This is a genomic window from Streptomyces sp. NPDC029296, from assembly GCF_055569255.1.
Genome location: NZ_JBVHXT010000033.1, coordinates 100,197 through 121,815 on the forward strand (window position 1 = coordinate 100,197; position 21,619 = coordinate 121,815).

Annotated in this window: 2 protein-coding genes; one reads left to right on the forward strand and one right to left on the reverse strand. The window is 73.7% G+C overall.

Going from position 1 to position 21,619, the window contains the following annotated elements; translation table 11 throughout:
• Nucleotides 1-143: 143 nt before the first annotated feature.
• Nucleotides 144-1,313, reverse strand: coding sequence for a cytochrome P450 family protein (locus ACZ4W9_RS27120; protein WP_467940174.1), 1,170 nt, complete (start codon nucleotides 1,311-1,313; stop codon nucleotides 144-146).
• An 866-nt stretch (nucleotides 1,314-2,179) separates the two neighbouring features.
• On the opposite strand from ACZ4W9_RS27120, the gene ACZ4W9_RS27125 reads away from it, so the two are divergent.
• A partial coding sequence (locus tag ACZ4W9_RS27125) for an SDR family NAD(P)-dependent oxidoreductase (protein WP_467940175.1) occupies nucleotides 2,180-21,619 on the forward strand: 19,440 nt, incomplete at its 3' end.

A 21,619-nucleotide genomic window follows, 5' to 3' on the forward strand; every position in this document is an offset into this window, starting at 1 on the left:
CACCGAAGGTGATGCGAGGTGAAGGCGCCGTGGCAGTCAGGCGAACCTCGGTGCGTTCCGCCGAGGTCATCCACTGGACGGCGACCAGGGCAGCCCGAGCATCGTTCCGAAGCCGGAACGGAGCCGGTGTCGGAGACCAGGGATCACCAGGTGACCGGCAACGCCTGCAGGCCGCGGAAGACCAGTTCCGGCACGTAGGTGAGTTCGGACTCGTCGACGGCGAGGCGGAGTCCCGGATACCGTTTCACCACGGACCCGATCGCCACCCGCATCTCCCGGCGGGCCAGTATCGCGCCGAGGCAGAAGTGCGGCCCGTGCCCGAAGGCGAGGTGCGCTGCCGGTCCCTCGCGCGTGATGTCGAAGCGGCCGGGGTCCGGGTACACACCGGGGTCGCGGTTGGCCGCGACGATGACCGGCAGCACCGCTTCGCCCGCCCCCAGTTCGACGCCGTCCAGTGCGACGGGCTCGGTCGTGACCCGGACCTCGGCCGAGGTGAAGAGCCTGCTGTAGCGCAGTAGTTCGTCGACCGCCGGTCCGATGAGGTCCGGTGACGACCGCAGCAGCGCGAGCTGGTCCGGGTGGCGCAGGAGGGTCAGCAACGAGTTGCCCAGCTGGTTGACGGTCGTCTCGTGGCCGGCGATCAGCAGACCCTCGAGGTTGGCCAGCAGCTCGGGTTCGGTGAGGTGGTCGCCCTCGTCGTTGGCGGCGACCATCGCGGAGATCAACCCGTTGTCCGGACGCGCCCGCTTCCGACGCACCAGATCGGCGAGCCAGTCCTGCATCTCGCCCTGCGCGGCCCGCAGTTCCTCCGGAGTGATGTCCGTGACGAACAGCCGTCTGGTCCACCTGCGGATGGCCTCCGCCTCGGAGTAGGGCACGCCGAGCAGCTCGCAGATGACCATCAACGGCAGTGGAGCGCACAGACCTGCCACAAGGTCCGCGGTGGGATCGAGGTCGTCGAGCAAGGAGTCCACGATGGACTGCACGCGTGGCTCGAGCCGATCGACCATGCGTGGGCTGAACGCCTGCGACATCAGCTTGCGCAGGCGGGCGTGGCGCTCGCCGTCCAGGCTGGAGACCAGCAGCGGGTCGGCGGCGACGGACAATTTCAGCGAGCTGCCCGGAAGTGTGGCCGCCTCCCGGCTGAACCGGCTGTCGCTCAGAACCTGGCGCACCGCCTTGTAGGAGAGGGCGAGCCAGACGTCCGCCGTACCCATCGTCGCGAGGACGGCCGGAGCCTGTGCGAGCAGAGCCTCGGCTTCGGGCTCGTTGTCGAGGTGGTGTGGTGTGGTGAAGGGGAACGTGGCTTGCATCGCTGCCTCCTGATCCATGTCACCAGGGCCGGGCGTCGAGTGCCGGGCGCGAACGGCCGGGACCGACGCACGGACCGGTGACAGCTGGGTTTCATGCCGCCCTGGGGCGGTGGCGCTTCGCGATCGTCTCGAAGTCGGTGCGGTCGGACGGTGTCGATGAGGGTCAAACGGTTCAGCCGGCGCTGTGGACGGCACCGGTGGCCGATTCGCTCGATCCGGGTGGTGATCGCCGTGCGGAGGTTCCCGGGTGGCCGGATGACGGTCGAGGACGTTCTTCTGCGCGAGTGCGAAGGGGGATTCTAGGGCGTTGTCACCGGCGGCGTCGACGGTGCCCATGAACCCGGCCCGGTCATGGCGGTGCCGGGCGCGGGCGAACTCCCGCGACCGCACGGGGGGTTCACCGGCGGATTCGCCGGCGGATCCGCCGGGGGACACTGCCAGGGGCCGCCCGTACGAAACGACGCGCTTCACGAGGACATGCGACAAATCTCGCCACGGTGCCTTTGTCATGCTGGCATATGACATTGTGATGTGCTGCGTTTCAGACAGCCTTCGCTTGGCCTATGGCAATGGCGTGATGTTGCTGCCATGCTCGTCTGCGCAGCGAGGCGATCATCGCCTCGGCCCCTACGCTCAGCGCACCAGTGCATCTTCCTCGAAGATCGCCAATGCTGTCGCTTTCGAGGACCGCTCCACTGATCCAGGCGCCCGAAGCGCGGTCGAGTCCGGGTTCGGATACGACCGGGTCGCCGGGCTGCCCGCGCGTTCCATCATCCGGTCGCTCGCGCGGCCGGAGCCGCACCGTGGGGACTGCTACGGAAGCAGCCCGCCTTCCTTCATTCCCCGGCTCACGAGGTGTCGATGTGATGCGCTTCCCCTTGGATTCGGACGCTGAGCGTGTCGCTGTCGTCGGCATGGCGGGCAGGCTGCCGAAGGCCCCGGACCCGGAGGCGTTCTGGCGACTGTTGTGCGACGGGGCCGACGCGATCACCGCGCCGCCCGCGGGCCGGCAGGGCGTACGGCACGGCGGCTACCTGGACCGGGTGGACGGCTTCGACGCGGCGTTCTTCGGTGTGTCCCCCCGTGAGGCCGCCGGCATGGACCCGCAGCAGCGGCTCATGCTCGAACTCGCCTGGGAGGCGCTGGAGGACGCCCGGATCGTGCCGAGCACGCTGACGGGCGGCCCGACGGGGGTGTTCGTCGGCTCGATGTGGGAGGACTACACATCCCTGGCCTACCCCGGTCACATCACGCCGCACACGCTGACCGGCACCAACCGGGGCGTCATCGCGGGCCGCGTCTCGCACTTCCTCGGTGTGCGCGGACCGAGCATGACGGTCGACACGGCCCAGTCGTCGGCGCTGGTCGCGGTGCATCTGGCGGTCGAGAGCCTGCGCCGAGGCGAGTCGGCGCTCGCCCTGGCCGGCGGGGTGAACCTCAACCTGACCGCCGCCCGCGAGGAGGGAGCGGCCGAGTTCGGCGGCCTGTCCCCGGACGACCGCTGCTTCACCTTCGACGCCCGGGCCAACGGCTTCGTCCGCGGCGAGGGCGGCGCCTTCCTCGTCCTGAAACCGCTGGACCGGGCCCTGGCCGACGGGGACCGCGTCTACGGTGTCATCCGGGGCAGCGCGGTCAACAACGACGGCGCGACACAGAGCCTGACGGTGCCCAGCGCGCAGGCCCAGGAACAGGTCATCCGGGAGGCACTGGCCCGCGCCGGCGTGCGTCCCGCGGATGTGCAGTACGTGGAGCTGCACGGCACCGGCACCGCTGTCGGCGACCCCGTCGAGGCCGCCGCCCTCGCGGCGGCCTACCGCGCCGCGGCCTGGTCCGGAGACACCGAGGGCGACGCGGACAGCGCCCTGCGGGTCGGATCCGCCAAGACGAACGTCGGCCACCTGGAAGGCGCCGCGGGCATCGTCGGTCTGCTCAAGGCCGTCCTCAGCGTGTACCACCGCGCACTGCCGCCGAGCCTGAACCACGAAACCCCCCACCCCGGCATCCCGCTCGACGCACTGGCGCTGCGGGTCCAGACCGCCCTGACCCCCTGGCCGCGGCCGGACGCGCCCCTGCTCGCCGGCGTGTCGTCGTTCGGAATGGGCGGCACCAACGCGCACGTGATCGTCGAGCAGGCGCCCGAGCCGGCCGCGCCGCCGGTCCGGCGGCCCGCCCCCGAGGGGCCGGCGCCGTGGATCGTCACGGCGCGGACCAGGCAGGCGCTGGGAGCGCAGATCGAGCGCCTGCGCGCACACGTGCGCAGCCACCCGGATCTGACCGGCGCCGACGTCGCGCACGCGCTGGCCACCACCAGGACCCGTTTCGCGCACCGCGCGGTCCTGCTCGACTCCGCCCAGGTCGCCGCCGGCCGGGCCGGCACCCCGGGCCGTACCGTCTTCGTGTTCCCCGGCCAGGGCGCGCAGTGGGCCGGCATGGGCCGGGAGCTGTATGCCGCGTACCCCGTCTTCCGGGCCGCCATGGACGAGTGCGCCCAGGCCCTGGCCCCGTACACGGACTGGTCCCTGGCCGACGTCCTGGACGGCGCCCCGCTCGACCGCGTGGACGTCGTGCAGCCCGCCCTGTTCGCGGTGATGGTGTCCCTGGCGGCACTGTGGCGCTCCTTCGGTGTCGAGCCCGACGCGGTGGTCGGGCACTCGCAGGGCGAGATCGCCGCGGCGTACGTCGCGGGCGGGCTGTCGCTGTCCGACGCGGCCCGGATCGTGGCACTGCGCAGCCGTGCGCTGGTGGCGCTGACCGGCCGGGGCGGCATGGTGTCCGTGGCCCTGTCCGCCGAGCGGGCCGAGGACTACGTGTCGCGCTGGGGCGGCGCGCTGACGGTCGCCGTCGTCAACGCCACCGGCTCGGTCGTGGTGTCCGGCGACACGCAGGCCCTGTCCGAACTGGTCGAGTCCTGCGCGGCGGACGGTGTCCGCGCACGCGTCGTCCCGGTGGACTACGCCTCCCATTCCGCGCACGTCGAGACGATCCGCGAGCGGCTGCGCACCGAACTGGACGGGGTACGGCCCCGGCAGGGCGCCACCCCGTACTACTCCGCGGTCACCGGCGGCCTCCTCGACGACACCACGGAGCTCGACGCCGGCTACTGGTACCGCAACCTGCGCGAGCCGGTCCGCTTCGACCTGGCCACCGCCGCCCTGCTGGCGGACGGGCACGACGTCGTGGTAGAGGTCAGCCCGCACCCGGTGCTGCTGCCCGCCCTCGAACAGACCCTGGAACAGGCCCGCGAGCGGACCGGCGTGCCCGGGGTCGCCACCGGCACACTGGGCCGGGACCGGGGCGGGCCGGACGCCTTCCTGACCGCGCTGTCCCGGCTGTTCGTGGCCGGCGTGCCGGTCGACTGGTCCCCGGCCGTCGCCGAGGCCGCGCCGGTCGACCTGCCCACGTACGCCTTCCAGCGTCGCTCGTACTGGCTGCCCGATGCGACAGCCGGGCAGGGCGGACGGACCCCGGCCGGCCCGGGGACGCACACAGCGGGGACCACCGCGCCCGGCCGGCCGGACGGCGGCCCGGAGATCCGCGGCACCGGGGCGGGCGGCACGGACACGGACGATCCCGGGCCGGGCGGCACGGTCGACGCGGCAGCCGTCGTCACCGCGCAGATCGCGCTCGTGCTGGGCCACGAGGATGCCGCGGACATCGATCCCGCACTCACCTTCAAGGACCTCGGTTTCGACTCGGTCACCGGGCTCGAACTGCGCAACCGCCTGGCCGCCGCCCTGGACCGGCACCTCCCCTCCGGTCTCGTCTACGACCACCCGACGCCCGCGGAACTGATCGACTGGCTGCGCACCGGCCCCGGCGACCGGCCGGCCCCCGCCACCCCGGCTCCGCACGACGACCCGGTCGTCATCGTGGGGATGGGCTGCCGCTTCCCCGGCGGGGTGGCCTCGCCGGACGACCTGTGGCGGCTCGTCGCGCAGGGCGTGGACGCGATCGGCGACTTCCCGGACGACCGCGGCTGGGACCTGGGCGGCCTGTACGACCCGGAACTGCGCGGCGCCGGCACCACGTACACCACCCGGGGCGGGTTCCTGGAGGCGGTGGCCGGTTTCGACGCTCCGTTCTTCGGCATCTCGCCCCGCGAGGCGCTCGCCATGGACCCGCAGCAGCGGCTCGTGCTGGAGACGGCCTGGGAGACCTTCGAGCACGCCGGGATCGACCCGGCCTCGCTGCGCGGCAGCCACACCGGCGTGTTCACCGGTGTCTGGTCGTCCGGCTACGCGACCGGGCCGGGCCTGCCGGAGGACCTGGAGGGTTACCTGTTCACCGGCGTCGCGACCAGCGTCACGTCCGGACGGGTCGCCTACCACCTCGGGCTGCGCGGTCCGGCGCTGTCCGTGGACACCGCCTGCTCGTCGTCCCTGGTCGCCGTCCACCTGGCCGCCCAGGCCCTGCGCGCGGGCGAGTGCTCGCTGGCGCTCGCCGGCGGTGTCACGATCATGGCGACACCGCTCGGCTTCACCGAGTTCTCCCGCCAGCACGGCCTCGCGGCGGACGGCCGCAGCAAGCCCTTCGCCGCCGCGGCCGACGGCACCAGCTGGGCCGAGGGCACCGGCCTGGTGCTGCTGGAACGCCTGTCGGACGCCCGTCGCAACGGCCACCGGGTGCTGGCGGTCGTCGCGGGAAGCGCGGTCAACCAGGACGGCGCGTCCAACGGCCTGACCGCGCCCAACGGCCCCTCCCAGGAACGCGTCATCCGCCAGGCGCTGGCGAACGCCGGGCTGGAGCCGTCCGACGTGGACGCCGTCGAGGCCCACGGCACCGGCACCACCCTCGGCGACCCCATCGAGGCCCACGCCCTGCTGGCCGCCTACGGTCAGGGGCGGGACGAGCCGTTGTGGCTGGGGTCGGTGAAGTCCAACATCGGCCACACCCAGGCCGCCGCCGGCGTCGCGGGCCTGATCAAGATGGTCATGGCGATGCGGCACGGCGAACTGCCGCGCACCCTGCACGTCGACGCCCCCACCCCGCACGTCGACTGGGCCTTGGGCGGCGTCCGGCTGCTCACCGAGGCCCGGCCGTGGCCGGAGCACGAGCACCTGCGCCGCGCCGGCATCTCGGCCTTCGGCATCAGCGGCACCAACGCCCACCTCATCATCGAGCAGTCCCCCGACCCGGACCCCGGCTACCTTCCCGAACCCGCCGGCCGGGCCGCCCCCACCGCCTGGCTGCTGTCCGCGAAGACCGACGCCGCGCTGCGCGCCCAGGCCGAGCGGCTGCACGCGTACGCGACCGCCCACCCCGACGTCCCGGCCGCCGCGATCAGCCGCGCACTGGCGGCCCGCACCCGGTTCGCGCACCGGGCCGCGGTGGTCGGCGCCGACCGGGACGACCTGCTGTCCGGCCTGGCCGCGCTCCCGCCGGGACCGCCGGCCCGTACCGGCGGAACCGTGTTCGTCTTCCCCGGACAGGGCGCGCAGTGGGCGGGCATGGGCCGTGACCTGTACGAGCAGTCCGAGGTCTTCCGCGCCGGCATCGACGCCTGCGCCGCCGCCCTGGCCCCGTACACCGACTGGTCGCTGGTCGACGAACTGCGCCACGGTTCACTGGACCGCGTCGACGTGGTGCAGCCGGCCCTGTTCGCCGTCATGGTGGCGCTGGCCGACCTGTGGCGGTCCTACGGCGTGCGGCCGGACGCCGTGGTCGGCCACTCCCAGGCGGAGATCGCCGCCGCGTACGTCGCCGGCGCGCTGTCGCTGCGGGACGCCGCCAAGGTCGTGGCGTTACGGTCCAGGGCACTGGCCGGCATCGCCGGCCGGGGCGGCATGGTGTCCCTCGCGCTGTCCGCCGAGCAGGTCGCCGGCTACCTGGCCCGCTGGGGCGAGCGGCTGACCACCGCCGTGGTGAACGGACCCGCGGCGGTCGTGGTGTCCGGCGGCCCCGACGTGCTGGACGAACTGCTGGCCGCCTGCGAGGCCGACGGCATCCGCGCCCGCCGCCTGCCCGTCGACTACGCCGCCCACTCCGTACAGGTCGAGGCGATCCGCGAGCGACTGCTCACCGACCTGGCCGACATCACGCCCCACTCGGCGGCGATCCCGTTCTACTCCACGGTCACCGGCGAGCCGGTCGACACTGCCGCCCTCGACGCCGGCTACTGGTACCGCAACCTCCGCGAGCCCGTACGGTTCGACCTGGCCACCGCCCGGCTCACCGCCGACGGCCACGCCCTGTTCCTGGAGGTCGGACCGCACCCGGTGCTGGTGCCCGCGCTGGACGTCGCCGCCACCGGAACACTGCGCCGCGATCACGGCGGCCTCACCGAGTTCCTCGCCGCGGCGGGACGCCTCTACGCCGCCGGAGCCGACGTCGACTGGACTCCGGTCCTGCCCCGCACCGCACCCGGGGCGGACCTGCCCACGTACGCCTTCCAGCGCGAGCCCTACTGGGTGGCCGCGACCCCGCCGGTGCCCCACGACGACCGGCGGTACGAGGTGGCATGGGCGCCGATGAGCGGTACCGCGGCCCCGGTGGACCCTGCTCGCTGGCTCGTCCTGGCCACGACCGGGCACCCGTGGGCCGAGGCCCTGCGCGAACGGGGCTTCGCGGTGGCCGAGACCTGGGACGTGGCCGACACCCCGGGCGCCCGGCCCGGGCCGGACGGTGTGCTGTCGCTGCTGGCGCTGGACGAGGAGCCGCACCCCGGCCACCCGGTGCTCCCGGCGGGCCTGGTCCGCACCCTGGACCTTGTCCGCACCCTGGACCCGGTGCGGACACCGGCCGTCCCGCTGTGGTGCGCGACCAGCGGCGCCGTGAGCACCTCGGGCACCGACCCGGTCACCAGCCCGGCCCAGGCCCTGGCGTGGGGCACCGGCGCGTCCGCGGCGCTGGAGTTCCCGCACGGCTGGGGCGGCCTGGTCGACCTTCCCGCCGTGCCCGACGAGGAGAGCGTGAACGCGCTGCTCGGTGTGCTCACCGGCACGGGCGAGGACCAGGTGGCGATCCGCGGCATCCGGTGCTTCGCCAAGCGGCTGCGCCGCAAGGCCCCGTCGGGCCCGGCCGCGCGGCCCTGGCGGCCGCGGGGCACGGTGCTGGTCACCGGCGGCACCGGCGCGCTCGGCGGACATGTGGCCCGCCGCCTCGCGCGGCAGGGCGCGGAGCACATCGTGCTGGCCGCCCGCCGCGGCCCCGACGCACCCGGAGCGGCCGGCCTGCGCGACGAACTGGAGGCAGCCGGGGCGCGGGTGACCGTGGCGGCGTGCGACGTGGCCGACCGGGACGCCCTGCGGGACCTCGTCGAGCGCGTCGGCGACATCCGCGCGGTCTTCCACACCGCCGGCGCGATCAGGGCGACCAGGCTGGCCGACACGACACCGGCGGAGTTCGCCGAGGTCATCGCGGCCAAGGTCGCCGGGGCGGCGAACCTGGCGGAACTCCTGCCGGACCTCGACGCCTTCGTCCTGTTCTCCTCCACCGCGGGCGTGTGGGGCGACGGCCACGGCGCGGCCTACGCCGCCGGCAACGCCTTCCTCGACGCCCTGGCCGCACAGCACCGCGCCCAGGGCCGCGCCACGACCTCCGTCGCGTGGGGCATCTGGGCCGAAGGCGGCATGGCGGCCCTGGAGTCCGTGCAGCGCCAGCGCACCCTGCTCGGCCTCGGCGAACTGGACCCGGACCGGGCACTCGACGCGCTCCAGGACGTCCTCGACCACGACGAGACCCTCGCGGTCGTCACCGAGGCCGACTGGGCACAGTTCGCCCGCGCCTACACCCACGCGCGGCCGAGCCGGCTGCTGCGGGACCTGCCCGAGGCCCACGGCCGGCCGCAGGCCCCCAGGCCCGCGCCCCCCGCCGACGGCACCGACCTGCTGGAGCTGATCACCACCCACGTCGCCGGGGTGCTGGGACACGCCACCCCCGAGCGGATCGACCCCCGGCAGGCGTTCAAGGACCTGGGCTTCGACTCGCTGACCGCGGTGGAACTGCGCAACCGCCTGACCGCCGCGCTCGGGGTGAGACTGCCCGCCACCCTCGTCTTCGACCACCCCACCCCGGCACGGCTGGCCGCCCACCTGTCCGGCGAGTCCGGCGAGCAGGACGCGCCGCTGGCCCCGGCCGCGACGGACGAGCCGATCGCCGTCATCGGCATGGGCTGCCGCTACCCCGGAGGCGCCGACACCCCCGAGGACCTGTGGCGGCTGGTCGCGGACGGCGTGGACGCGGTCGGCGACTTCCCGGCCGACCGGGGATGGGACATCGACCGCCTCTACGACCCGACGGGAAGCCGCCCCCGCACGTCGAGCACGTCCCAGGGCGGCTTCCTCGACGCCGCCGGCGACTTCGACGCGGCGTTCTTCGGGATATCCCCCCGCGAGGCGCTCGCCATGGACCCGCAGCAGCGCATCCTGCTGGAGACCGCGTGGGAGACCATCGAGCACGCCGGTATCGACCCGACCACGCTGGAGGGCACACCCACCGGCGTGTTCACCGGCATCTGGTCCACCGGCTACGCCGCCGGGCCGGTCCCCGACGACCTGGAGGGCTACCAGGTCACCGGCACCGCGTCGAGCGTGGGGTCCGGCCGGCTGGCGTACCAGCTGGGCCTGCTCGGCCCGGCACTGTCCCTGGACACCGGCTGCTCGTCGTCCCTGGTGGCCCTGCACCTGGCGGCCCAGGCGCTGCGCTCGGGAGAATGCTCCCTCGCCCTGGTCGGCGGCGTCACCGTCAACGCGGCACCCACACTGTTCACCGAGATGTCCCGGCAGGGGGCGAGCGCGCCCGACGGCCGCAGCAAGTCCTTCGCCGCCGCGGCCGACGGGGCGGGCTGGGCCGAGGGCGCCGGCCTGCTGCTGGTGGAACGCCTGTCCGACGCCCGCCGCAACGGCCACGAGGTGCTGGCGGTCGTCCGAGGCTCCGCCACCAACCAGGACGGCGCCTCCAACGGCCTGACCGCGCCCAACGGCCCCTCCCAGGAGCGGGTGATCCGTCAGGCCCTCGCCCAGGCCGGGTTGGAACCGTCCGAAGTGGACGCGGTGGAGGCCCACGGCACCGGGACCACCCTCGGCGACCCCATCGAGGCCCAGGCACTCCTGGCGACCTACGGTCAGGGGCGGGACGAGCCGTTGTGGCTGGGGTCGGTGAAGTCGAACATCGGCCACACCCAGGCGGCGGCCGGCGCGGCCGGCCTGATCAAGATGGTCATGGCGATGCGGCACGGCGAACTGCCGCGCACCCTCCACGTGGACGCGCCCACGCCGCACGTCGACTGGGCCTCCGGCGCGGTCCGCCTGCTCACCGAACCGGTCGCCTGGCCCGGGACCGGGCGGCCACGGCGGGCCGCCGTCTCCGCCTTCGGCATCAGCGGCACCAACGCCCACGTGATCCTCGAGCAGCCCGCCGAGGCCGACTCCTCCGCACCCTCCCCCCGGGGCCACGCGGACGACCGGGTCCTCTGGCCGCTGTCGGCCAGGTCCGAGGCGGCGTTGCGGGAGCAGGCGCGCCGGCTGGGCGCCTTCACCGCCGCACATCCCGAGGTGAGCCCGGCGGCGGTCGGGGGCGCGCTGGCTGCCCGCGCCGTGTTCGAGCACCGGGCGGTCGTAGTGGGCACCGCCGAAGCCCTGGACGTTCTGGCCGGGGGTGGCACGGCGCCGGGTCTGGTCACCGGGATCGCCCGCCCGCTGGGCCGGTCGGTGTTCGTGTTTCCGGGGCAGGGTGCGCAGTGGGTGGGGATGGGTGCGGAGTTGTACGGCTCGGAGCGGGTGTTCCGGGAGGTGATCGACGCGTGTGGTGTGGCGTTGGCGCCGTACACGGACTGGTCGTTGGTGGAGGTGCTGACCGGCGGTGGTGCGTTGGAGCGGGTGGATGTGGTGCAGCCCGCTCTGTTCGCGGTGATGGTGGCGCTGGCGGAGTTGTGGCGTGCTCATGGTGTGGAACCTGACGCGGTTGTCGGGCATTCGCAGGGGGAGATCGCGGCGGCCTATGTGGCGGGCGCGCTGACGTTGGAGGACGCCGCCAGGGTGGTCGCTCTGCGCAGCAAGGCCCTGGTCGCCCTGGCCGGACACGGCGGCATGGTCTCGGTCGCGCTGTCCGCGGACGCCGCCGCCGGCTATCTGGGCCCCTGGGGCGACCGGATCACCGTCGCGGTGGTCAACTCCGCCTCGACCGTCGTCGTGTCCGGCGAACCCGGAGCCCTGGACGAACTGCTGGCCGCCTGCGCCAGGGACGGCGTACGCGCCCGCGCCATCCCCGTCGACTACGCGGCACACTCGGCCCAGGTCGAGGCCGTCCGCGAGCGGCTTCTGACCGACCTGGCCGACATCACGCCCCGCTCGGCGGCGATCCCGTTCTACTCCACGGTCACCGGCGAGCCGGTCGACACCTCCGCCCTCGACGCCGGCTACTGGTACCGCAACCTCCGCGAGCCCGTACGGTTCGACCTGGCCACCGCCCGGCTCACCGCCGACGGCCACGAGGTGTTCGTGGAGGTCAGCCCGCACCCCGTGCTGGTGCAGGACCTGGACGGCGTGGCGACCGGCACCCTGCGCCGCGACCACGGCGCCATCGGGGAATTCCACACCGCCCTGGCCCGCCTCCACGTCCAGGGCGTCGCCGTGACCTGGCCGCACGACCGCCCGCACGGCGTCAGGCTGCCGCGCTACGCCTTCCAGCGCAGCACCTACTGGCTCACCCCCGCGGCCGGCGACCACGGCACCGGGCACCCGCTGGCGGGCACCACCGTCGAACTGCCCGACGGGAGCACCGTGCACAGTGGCCGCGTCTCCACCCGCACCCATCCCTGGCTGGCCGACCACGCCGTTGACGGAACGATTCTGCTGCCGGGTACCGCCTTTCTCGAACTCGCCACCCTGGGCGGCGGGACCCTGGACGACCTCGTCCTGCACCTGCCCCTCGCGCTCTCGGACACACCGACGGACATCCAGGTCTCGGTCGGCGCTCCGGACGACGCCGGCCGCAGCCCGGTCACCGTGCACTCCAAGGGCGGCGACGGCTGGGTCCGCCACGCGTCCGGAACGCTCGGCGGCCAGGTGACGGCCGGACGCCTCGACTGGCCCCCGAGGAACGCCGAACCCGTGGACCCCGACGGGTTCTACGCCTTCCTCGCCGAACTCGGATACCAGTACGGACCCGCGTTCCGGGGCGTGCGGGAGTTGTGGCAGGGCGAGGACGAACTCTACGCCGAGGTGTCCGTCCCCGACGGCGCCCGCTTCGGCCTCCACCCCGCGCTCCTGGACGCCGCACTCCAGCCGCTGATCCTGCTCGGCCCCGACACCCGGGTCCGGCTGCCGTTCTCCTTCTCCGGCGTCACCGTGCACACCACCGGGGTGTCGACCGCCCGGGTCCACCTCGCCCGCACGGGCACCGACACCTACCGCGCGACCCTGACCGACCTGACCGGCAACCCGGTCGCGGACATCACCGCCCTGACCGTCCGTCCGGCCGCCGAGCCCCGGGCCGCGGTGCTGCACACCCAGTGGGTGCCCCTCACCGCGAGCACACCGGCCGAGGTGGTGCCGAGCCCGGTACTCACCGCGGAAGCCGACGCCGACTCCGTACACGCCCTCCTCCAGCGGGCCCGCGCGCTCGTCCAGGACTTCCTGGCCGAGCAGCCGGAGCGGCCGGCCGCGCGCCTGGCCGTCCTGACCCGCGGCGTGGCCGGCGCGGCCGTACGCGGCCTGGTCCGCAGCGCCGCCGTCGAGCACCCCGGCCGGTTCGTCCTGGTCGACATGGGCGACGCGTCCGAGGAGGACGCGGTCCGGGCCGCCATGACGGCCGGCGGCGAACCCGAACTGGCCCTGCGCCCGGAAGGCGTCCTCGTGCCGCGGCAGGCCCGGTACGCGCCGGAACTGACCGTCCCCGACGGCGCCTACCGGCTCAGCGAGTCCGGCACCGGGCAACTGGACGACCTGGCCCTGCTGCCCTGGCACGAGGCCGCGCTGGAACCCGGCCAGGTGCGGGTCGCCGTACGCGCGGCCGGCCTGAACTTCCGCGACGTGCTCATCACCCTCGGCATGTACCCGGACCGGCCCCCGTTGGGCGGCGAAGGGGCCGGCACCGTCCTGGAGGTCGGTCCCGGCGTCACGGCCTGGCGGCCCGGCGACCGCGTCATGGGAATGATGCCCGGCGCCTTCGGGCCGCGCGCGGTCGCCGACCACCGGCTCCTGACGGCGATGCCCGACGGCTGGAGCTTCACCGAGGCGGCGTCGGTGCCCATCGCGTTCACCACCGCCTGGTACGCGCTGTTCGACCTCGGCGAACTGCGGCCCGGCGACCGGGTCCTGGTCCACTCCGGCGCGGGCGGAGTGGGCATGGCCGCCATCCGGCTGGCCCTGGACAGCGGTGCGGAGGTCTTCGCCACCGCGAGCCCCGCCAAGTGGGACACCCTGCGGCGCCTCGGACTGGCGGACGACCACATCGGTTCGTCCCGCGACACCCGGTTCGCCGACCGGTTCCCGGCCATGGACGTCGTCCTCAACTCGCTCGCGGGAGAACTCACCGACGCCTCCCTGCGGCTGCTCGCCGACGGCGGACGGTTCGTCGAGCTGGGCAAGACGGACGTCCGCACACCCGAGGGCCTGATCTACCGGGCCTTCGACCTGGGCGACGTCGACCCCGCGCGGCAGGGCGACATCCTCTCCCGGGTCGTGGCGATGGTCGCAGACGGGACGCTGGAGCCGCTGCCGGTCACCGCCGCGGACCTCCGCCAGGCCGTCGCCACCTTCCGGCTGATGAGCCAGGCCCGCCACACCGGCAAGATCGTCCTCACCGTCCCCCGGCCGATCGACCCCGACGGCACCGTGCTGATCACCGGCGGCACCGGCACTCTCGGCCGGGCCGTCGCCCGGCACCTGGTGTCCCGCTACGGGGTACGGCACCTGCTGCTCGTCAGCCGCGGGGGCGGCGCGGTGCCGCACCTGGAGCCGCGAGAGGACGTCGACGTGCGGGTCGTGGCCTGTGACGTCGCGGACCGGGACGCGCTGGCGGCCGTACTGGACTCGATCCCGGCCGAGCATCCGCTCACCGCCGTCGTCCACGCGGCCGGCGTGCTCGAGGACACCGTCGTGGAACGGCTGACCGCGCAGCAGCTCGACCGGGTGCTGCGCCCCAAGGTCGACGGCGCCTGGCACCTGCACGAGCTGATCCGCGAGGACCACCTCGCGGCCTTCGTGCTGTTCTCCGCGGCCGCGGGTGTCCTCGGCAACGCCGGCCAGGCCGGCTACGCGGCCGCGAACTCCTACCTCGACGCGTTCGCCGCACACCGGCAGAGCCTCGGACTGCCCGCCGTGTCGATGGCCTGGGGCTACTGGGAGCAGGAGAGCGGCATGACCGCCCACCTCACCGCTGCCGACCGCCAGCGCCTCGCCCGCAAGGGCATCCGCCCCATCGGCACCGAACGTGCCCTGGCCATGTTCGACACCGCGCTGGCCGCCGGACGTCCCGCGCTGACCACGGCCGACCTCTCCATGCCGCAGACCCCGCCGACGCCCAAGCCCCCCGCGTCGGACCTGCTGTCCCTGGTCGCCGCCCACACCGCCACCGTCCTCGGCCACTCCGACACCATCGCGATCACGCCCCGACTCGCCTTCCGCGACCTCGGCTTCGATTCCCTGACCTCCGTCGAGCTGCGCAACCGCCTCGCCGGCGCCACCGGCCTGCGGCTGCCCGCGACCCTCGTCTTCGACCACCCCACCCCCGCCGACCTCGCGGACCACCTCACCGCCGAACTCTCCGGAGCGGGCGGGGGTGTGGTGCCGGTGGTGTCGTCGGTGTCGGTGGGTGGGGTGGGTGGTGGGGCTGATCCGGTGGTGATCGTGGGTATGGGGTGCCGGTTGCCGGGTGGGGTGGGGTCGCCGGAGGAGTTGTGGGGTGTGGTGTCGGGTGGGGTGGATGGGATCGGGGAGTTTCCGTCGGATCGTGGGTGGGATGTCGAGGGGTTGTTCCATCCGGATGCGGGTCATGCGGGGACGTCGTATACGCGGTGGGGTGGGTTTTTGGCGGATGCGGCGGGGTTTGATGCGGATTTCTTCGGGATTTCGCCGCGTGAGGCGTTGGCGATGGATCCGCAGCAGCGGGTGTTGCTGGAGACGGCGTGGGAGACGTTGGAGGATGCGGGGATCGATCCGACGTCGTTGCGGGGCAGTCAGACGGGCGTGTTCACCGGCATCTGGTCCTCCGGCTACGTCGGCAGCCCCGACCAGGCACCGCCCGACACCGAGGGCTACCTCGCCACCGGCATCTCGCCGAGCATCACCTCCGGCCGGGTCTCCTACCTGCTGGGCCTCCAGGGCCAGGCCGTGTCCGTCGACTCCGCCTGCTCCTCGTCGCTGATGGCGATCCACCTCGCCGCGCAGGCACTGCGCTCGGGGGAGTGCACACTCGCCCTGGCCGGAGGGGTGACCGTGAGCGTCACCCCCTTGCAGTTCACGGAGTTCTCCCGCCAGCGTGCCCTGGCCCCTGACGGCCGGTGCAAGCCCTTCTCGTCGACGGCCGACGGTACGGCGTGGGGTGAGGGAGCGGGGCTGGTGCTGCTGGAGCGGTTGTCGGACGCCCGGCGCAACGGCCACCGGGTGCTGGCGGTGGTGCGGGGTTCGGCGGTGAACCAGGACGGGGCGTCCAATGGGTTGACCGCGCCGAATGGCCCTTCCCAGGAACGTGTCATCCGTCAGGCGCTGGCGAACGCGGGGCTGGAGCCGTCCGAGGTGGACGCGGTGGAGGCGCACGGCACGGGGACGACCCTTGGCGATCCCATCGAGGCGCAGGCGTTGCTTGCGACGTATGGCCGGGGCCGGGTGGAGCCGTTGTGGCTGGGGTCGGTGAAGTCGAACATCGGGCACACGCAGGCGGCGGCGGGTGTGGCGGGTGTCATCAAGATGGTGATGGCGATGCGGCACGGCGAACTGCCGCCGACGCTGCACGTCCAGGAGCCCACGCCGCACGTCGAGTGGGACACCGGTGACATCCGGCTGCTGACCGAGGCCCGGCCGTGGCCGGAGACGGGGCGCCCCCGCCGCGCGGGCATCTCGGCCTTCGGAGCCAGCGGCACCAACGCCCACGTCGTCATCGAACACTTCCCGGAGGAAATCCCCGAACAACCCGCCGCGGACGACTCCGCGGAGCCCACCGTGTGGCTGCTGTCCGGCAAGACGGACGACGCCCTCCGCGCCCAGGCCCGACGGCTCGCGGACCACATCACCGCCCACCCCGGACTCCGGCCGGCCGCGATCGGCCGGGCCCTCGCCACCACCCGCACCATGCTCGCCCACCGGGCGGCCCTGGTGGGCAGCACCCGGACCGACCTCATGGCGGAACTGGCAGCCCTCGCCGACGGAGACCCCCGCGTCATCACAGGTGTGGCCGGTTCGGTGGGTCGGTCGGTGTTCGTGTTTCCGGGGCAGGGTGCGCAGTGGGTGGGGATGGGTGGGGAGTTGTACGGCTCGGAGCGGGTGTTCCGGGAGGTGATCGACGCGTGTGGTGTGGCGTTGGCGCCGTATACGGACTGGTCGTTGGTGGAAGTGTTGACCGGTGGTGGTGCGCTGGAGCGGGTGGATGTGGTGCAGCCCGCTCTGTTCGCGGTGATGGTGGCGCTGGCGGAGTTGTGGCGTGCTCATGGTGTGGAGCCGGATGCCGTGGTGGGGCATTCGCAGGGGGAGATCGCGGCGGCGTATGTGGCGGGGGCGTTGTCGTTGGAGGACGCGGCCAGGGTGGTCGCTCTGCGGAGCAAGGCCCTGGTCGCTCTGGCGGGCCAGGGTGGGATGGTGTCGGTCGGTCTCGGGCATGAGCGGGCCGTCGGCTTCGTGGCCCGCTGGGGCGGCCGGCTGACGGTGGCGGTGGTCAATGCCCCGGGTTCGGTCGTCGTGTCGGGTGCTCTGGACGCGTTGGACGAGTTGCTGGCGGTCTGTGAGGCCGACGGCATCCGCGCCCGCCGTCTGCCGGTGGACTACGCGGCCCACTCCGTCCAGGTCGAGGCGATCCGCGACCAACTGCTCACCGACCTCGCCGACATCACACCGCACCCGGCGGTGATCCCCTTCTGCTCGACGGTGACCGGCGAGGAGATCGACACCTCCGTCCTCGACGCCGGCTACTGGTACCGCAACCTCCGCGAACCCGTACGCTTCGACCTCGCCGTCGAGGCCCTGACGCAGGACCGGCACGGCGTGTTCGTGGAGGTCAGCCCGCACCCCGTACTGGTGCCGGTGATGGACGGCGCGGTGACCGGCACACTGCGCCGTGGCAGCGGCAGACAGGAATTCCACCTCGCCCTGGCGCGTCTGCACACGCAGGGCGTGACCGTCGACTGGACGCCGGTCTTCCCCGGCGAGCCCCGCCACGTCCCGCTGCCGACGTACGCCTTCCAGCACCGGCCGTACTGGTTGAACCCCGCCGCCACGAAGGGCGACGTGTCGGCGGCGGGACTGGACTCCGCCGGGCACCCGCTGCTCGGTGCCGTCGTCGAACTGGCCGGGGACCAGAGCATCCTGCTCACGGGGCGGCTCTCGACGGCCACCCGGCCATGGCTGGCCGACCACGTCGTCCTGGGCTCCGTGCTGCTGCCCGGCACCGTGTTCGTGGAACTCGCCCTGCACGCCGGACGGCAGGCCGGCTGCGACGTCCTGGACGAACTGGTGCTGGAAGCCCCCATGATCCTGCCGGACGACGGTTCCGTGCCGGTCCAGGTCGCCGTCGGCGCACCGGACGGGACGGGCCGGCGCCCCGTCACCGTGCACTCCCGGACGGACGGCACCTGGCTGCGCCACGCCACCGGCGTGCTCGCGTCCGGCGGCCCCCACCCGTACGACACCGGCGAGACCTGGCAGCCGGCCGGTGAACCCGTCGACCTGACCGACTTCTACGACACCCTCGCCGCCCAGGGCTACGAGTACGGGCCGGTGTTCGCGGGCGTACGCGAGATCCGGCGGCAGGGCGACGAGCTCTATGCCGAGGTGGCGCTGCCCGCCGGCACCCGCGACCGCTTCGGTCTCCACCCCGCGCTGCTCGACGCCGCACTCCAGCCGCTGACCCTGCTGGAGGCCGGCCGCCTGCCGTTCTCCTTCGCCGGGGTGTCGATGCGGGAAGCCGGCTCCACGGCCCGGGTCCGCCTCACACCCACCGGCCCCGACACCTTCCGGGTCGTGCTCGCCGACGAGTCCGGCCCGCTGGCGGTGATCGACGCGCTGACCGTGCGCCACCGGCCGCCGGGCCTGCCGGTCGCCGGGACCCACCAGCTCTACCGCCTCGACTGGGTGCCCGTCGAGAGCACCGGCGAACCCCCGGCCGTCCACCACGTCACACCTCCGGCGGGAGACCCCGTCTCGGCCGCGCACACCGTCGCCGCCGAGACGCTGGGCGTGCTCCAGGACTTCCTGCGCGACGGGGACGGCCGGCTGGCCGTCGTGACCCGCGGGGCGGTCGGGCCGGACCCCGCCGACCTGCCGTCCAGCGTCGTCTGGGGCCTGGTCCGCGCGGCCCAAGCGGAACACCCCGACCGGTTCGTGCTCGTCGACACCGACGACCGCGTCCTCGTCGCGGGGGACGAACCGCAGCTCGTCGTCCGCGACGGTGCCGCCCACGCCGCCCGCCTGGTACGGGCCGAAGCGCCCCCGGCACCCGGCCCGCTCGACCCGAACGGCACCGTGCTGATCACCGGAGGCACCGGAACACTGGGCCGCCTCGTCGCCCGGCACCTGCGCGACCGGCACGACATCCGGCACCTGCTCCTGCTCGGCAGGACCGCGGCGGAGGTGGACTTCGACGCAGAGGTGGTGGCCTGCGACGTGGCCGATCGGGACGCGCTGGCGGCCGTACTGGAGACGATCCCGGCCGCGCACCCGCTGACCGCGGTCGTGCACGCGGCCGGCGTGCTCGACGACGGCGTCGTCGAATCCCTCACGCCCGGCCGGATCGACCAGGTGCTGCGGCCCAAGGCCGACGCCGCCTGGCACCTGCACGAGCTGACGAAAGACCTGGACCTGAGCGCGTTCGTGCTCTTCTCGTCCGCCGCCGGTGTGCTGGGCGGCCCGGGCCAGGCGAACTACGCCGCCGGGAACGCCTTCCTGGACGCCCTCGCCGTACACCGGCGTGCCCAGGGCCTGCCGGGCGTGTCGCTGGCCTGGGGACAATGGGCCGAGGACAGCGGGCTGACCGAACACCTCACCGACACCGACCGCAAGCGCCTCGCCCGCGCCGGCGTGCTGCCGATGCCCACGGACCAGGCGCTCGCACTGTTCGACCTGGCCCTGGGCGCCGCCGATCCCGCACTCGTCCCCGCACACCTCGACCTGTCGGCGGCGTCCACCCGCCCCCTGCTCAGCCGCCTCACCCGGACCAGGCCCGCCCGGCGCACGGACCGGCCGGGCCTGGGCAGGGAACTGGCGGCCCTGCCCGAGACCGAGCAGCACAGCCGCGTCCTGGAACTGGTCACCGGCCAGACGGCCGCGGTCCTCGGCCACAGCGACACCGCGGCCGTCAGCGCCGAACGGGCCTTCAAGGACCTGGGCTTCGATTCGCTCACCGCGGTGGAACTGCGCAACCGCCTGTCCGCGGTCGCCGGGGTACGGCTGCCCGCGACGCTGACCTTCGACTACCCGACCCCCGACACGCTGGCCGGCCATCTGCGGGACCTCCTGGTCGGTGCCCGGCGCCGAACCCCTGCCGCGTCCGTGCCGGTTGCGGTTTCGGTGTCGGGTGATCCGGTGGTGGTGGTGGGGTTGGGGGCCCGGTATCCGGGTGGGGTGGGGTCGGCGGAGGAGTTGTGGGGTGTGGTGTCGGGTGGGGTGGACGCGGTGGGGGAGTTCCCGTCGGATCGTGGGTGGGATGTGGGTCGTCTTTATGATCCGGCCGGTGGGCCGGGGACGTCGTACACGCGGTCGGGTGGTTTTCTGAGGGACGCGGGTGGCTTCGATGCCGCGTTCTTCGGGATTTCGCCGCGTGAGGCGTTGGCGATGGATCCGCAGCAGCGGGTGTTGTTGGAGACGGTGTGGGAGACGTTCGAGGACGCGGGGATCGATCCGACGTCGTTGCGGGGCAGTCAGACGGGCGTCTTCACCGGCATCTGGTCCTCGGGCTATGGCGCCGGGGCACAGCCGCCCGACCTGGAGGGCTACCTCTCCACGGGCACGGCGACGAGTGTGACCTCGGGGCGGGTGTCGTATCTGCTGGGGCTGGAGGGTCCGGCGGTGTCGGTGGACACGGCGTGCTCGTCGTCGCTGGTGGCGATCCACCTGGCGGCGCAGGCGCTGCGGGCGGGGGAGTGCTCGCTGGCCCTGGCGGGCGGCGTGACGGTCATGGCGACGCCGGCGGGGTTCGTGGAGTTCTCGCGCCAGCGGGGGCTGGCGGCCGATGGGCGGGTGAAGGCGTTCGCCGAGGCTGCTGACGGTACGGCCTGGGGCGAGGGTGCGGGTGTCGTGCTCTTGGAGCGGTTGTCGGACGCTCGTCGCAATGGTCATCGGGTGCTGGCGGTGGTGCGGGGTTCGGCGGTGAACCAGGACGGGGCGTCCAATGGGTTGACCGCGCCGAATGGTCCGTCGCAGGAGCGCGTCATCCGTCAGGCGCTGGCGAACGCGGGGCTGGAGCCGTCCGAGGTGGACGCGGTGGAGGCGCACGGCACGGGGACGACCCTTGGCGATCCCATCGAGGCTCAGGCACTCCTGGCGACGTATGGCCGGGACCGGGTGGAGCCGTTGTGGCTGGGGTCGGTGAAGTCGAACATCGGGCATACGCAGGCGGCGGCGGGTGTGGCGGGTGTGATCAAGATGGTGATGGCGATGCGGCACGGCGAGCTGCCGCCGACGCTGCATGTGGATGTGCCGACCTCGCACGTCGACTGGTCGGCGGGCCATGTCTCCTTGCTCACCCAGGCCCGGCCCTGGCCCGACCACGGCCGTCCGCGCCGCGCGGGCGTCTCGGCGTTCGGTATCAGCGGTACGAACGCGCACGTGATCCTGGAGGCACCGGCCCCGGACCCGGTCCCGGCCGAGGAGACGTCCTCCACGCCCGCCCCCGCCCCCACGGTGCCGCTGCCGTGGCTGCTGTCGGCCAAGTCGGACGCGGCCCTGCGCGACCAGGCCCGCAGGCTGCGCGGGTTCCTCGCCGAGCACCCCGAGGTCACACCGGCCGAGGTGGCCGCGGACCTGGCCGCGCGGGCCCGTTTTCCGCACCGTGCCGTGCTGACGGACCCGGCGGGCCTGGACGCGCTGATCGACGGAACACCCGGAATCGTCACGGGCACCGCCTCCCCGGGTGGGTCGGCGTTTGTGTTCTCTGGTCAGGGTGGTCAGTGGGTGGGGATGGGTCGGGGTTTGTATCGGGTGTTTCCGGTGTTCGCGCGGGTG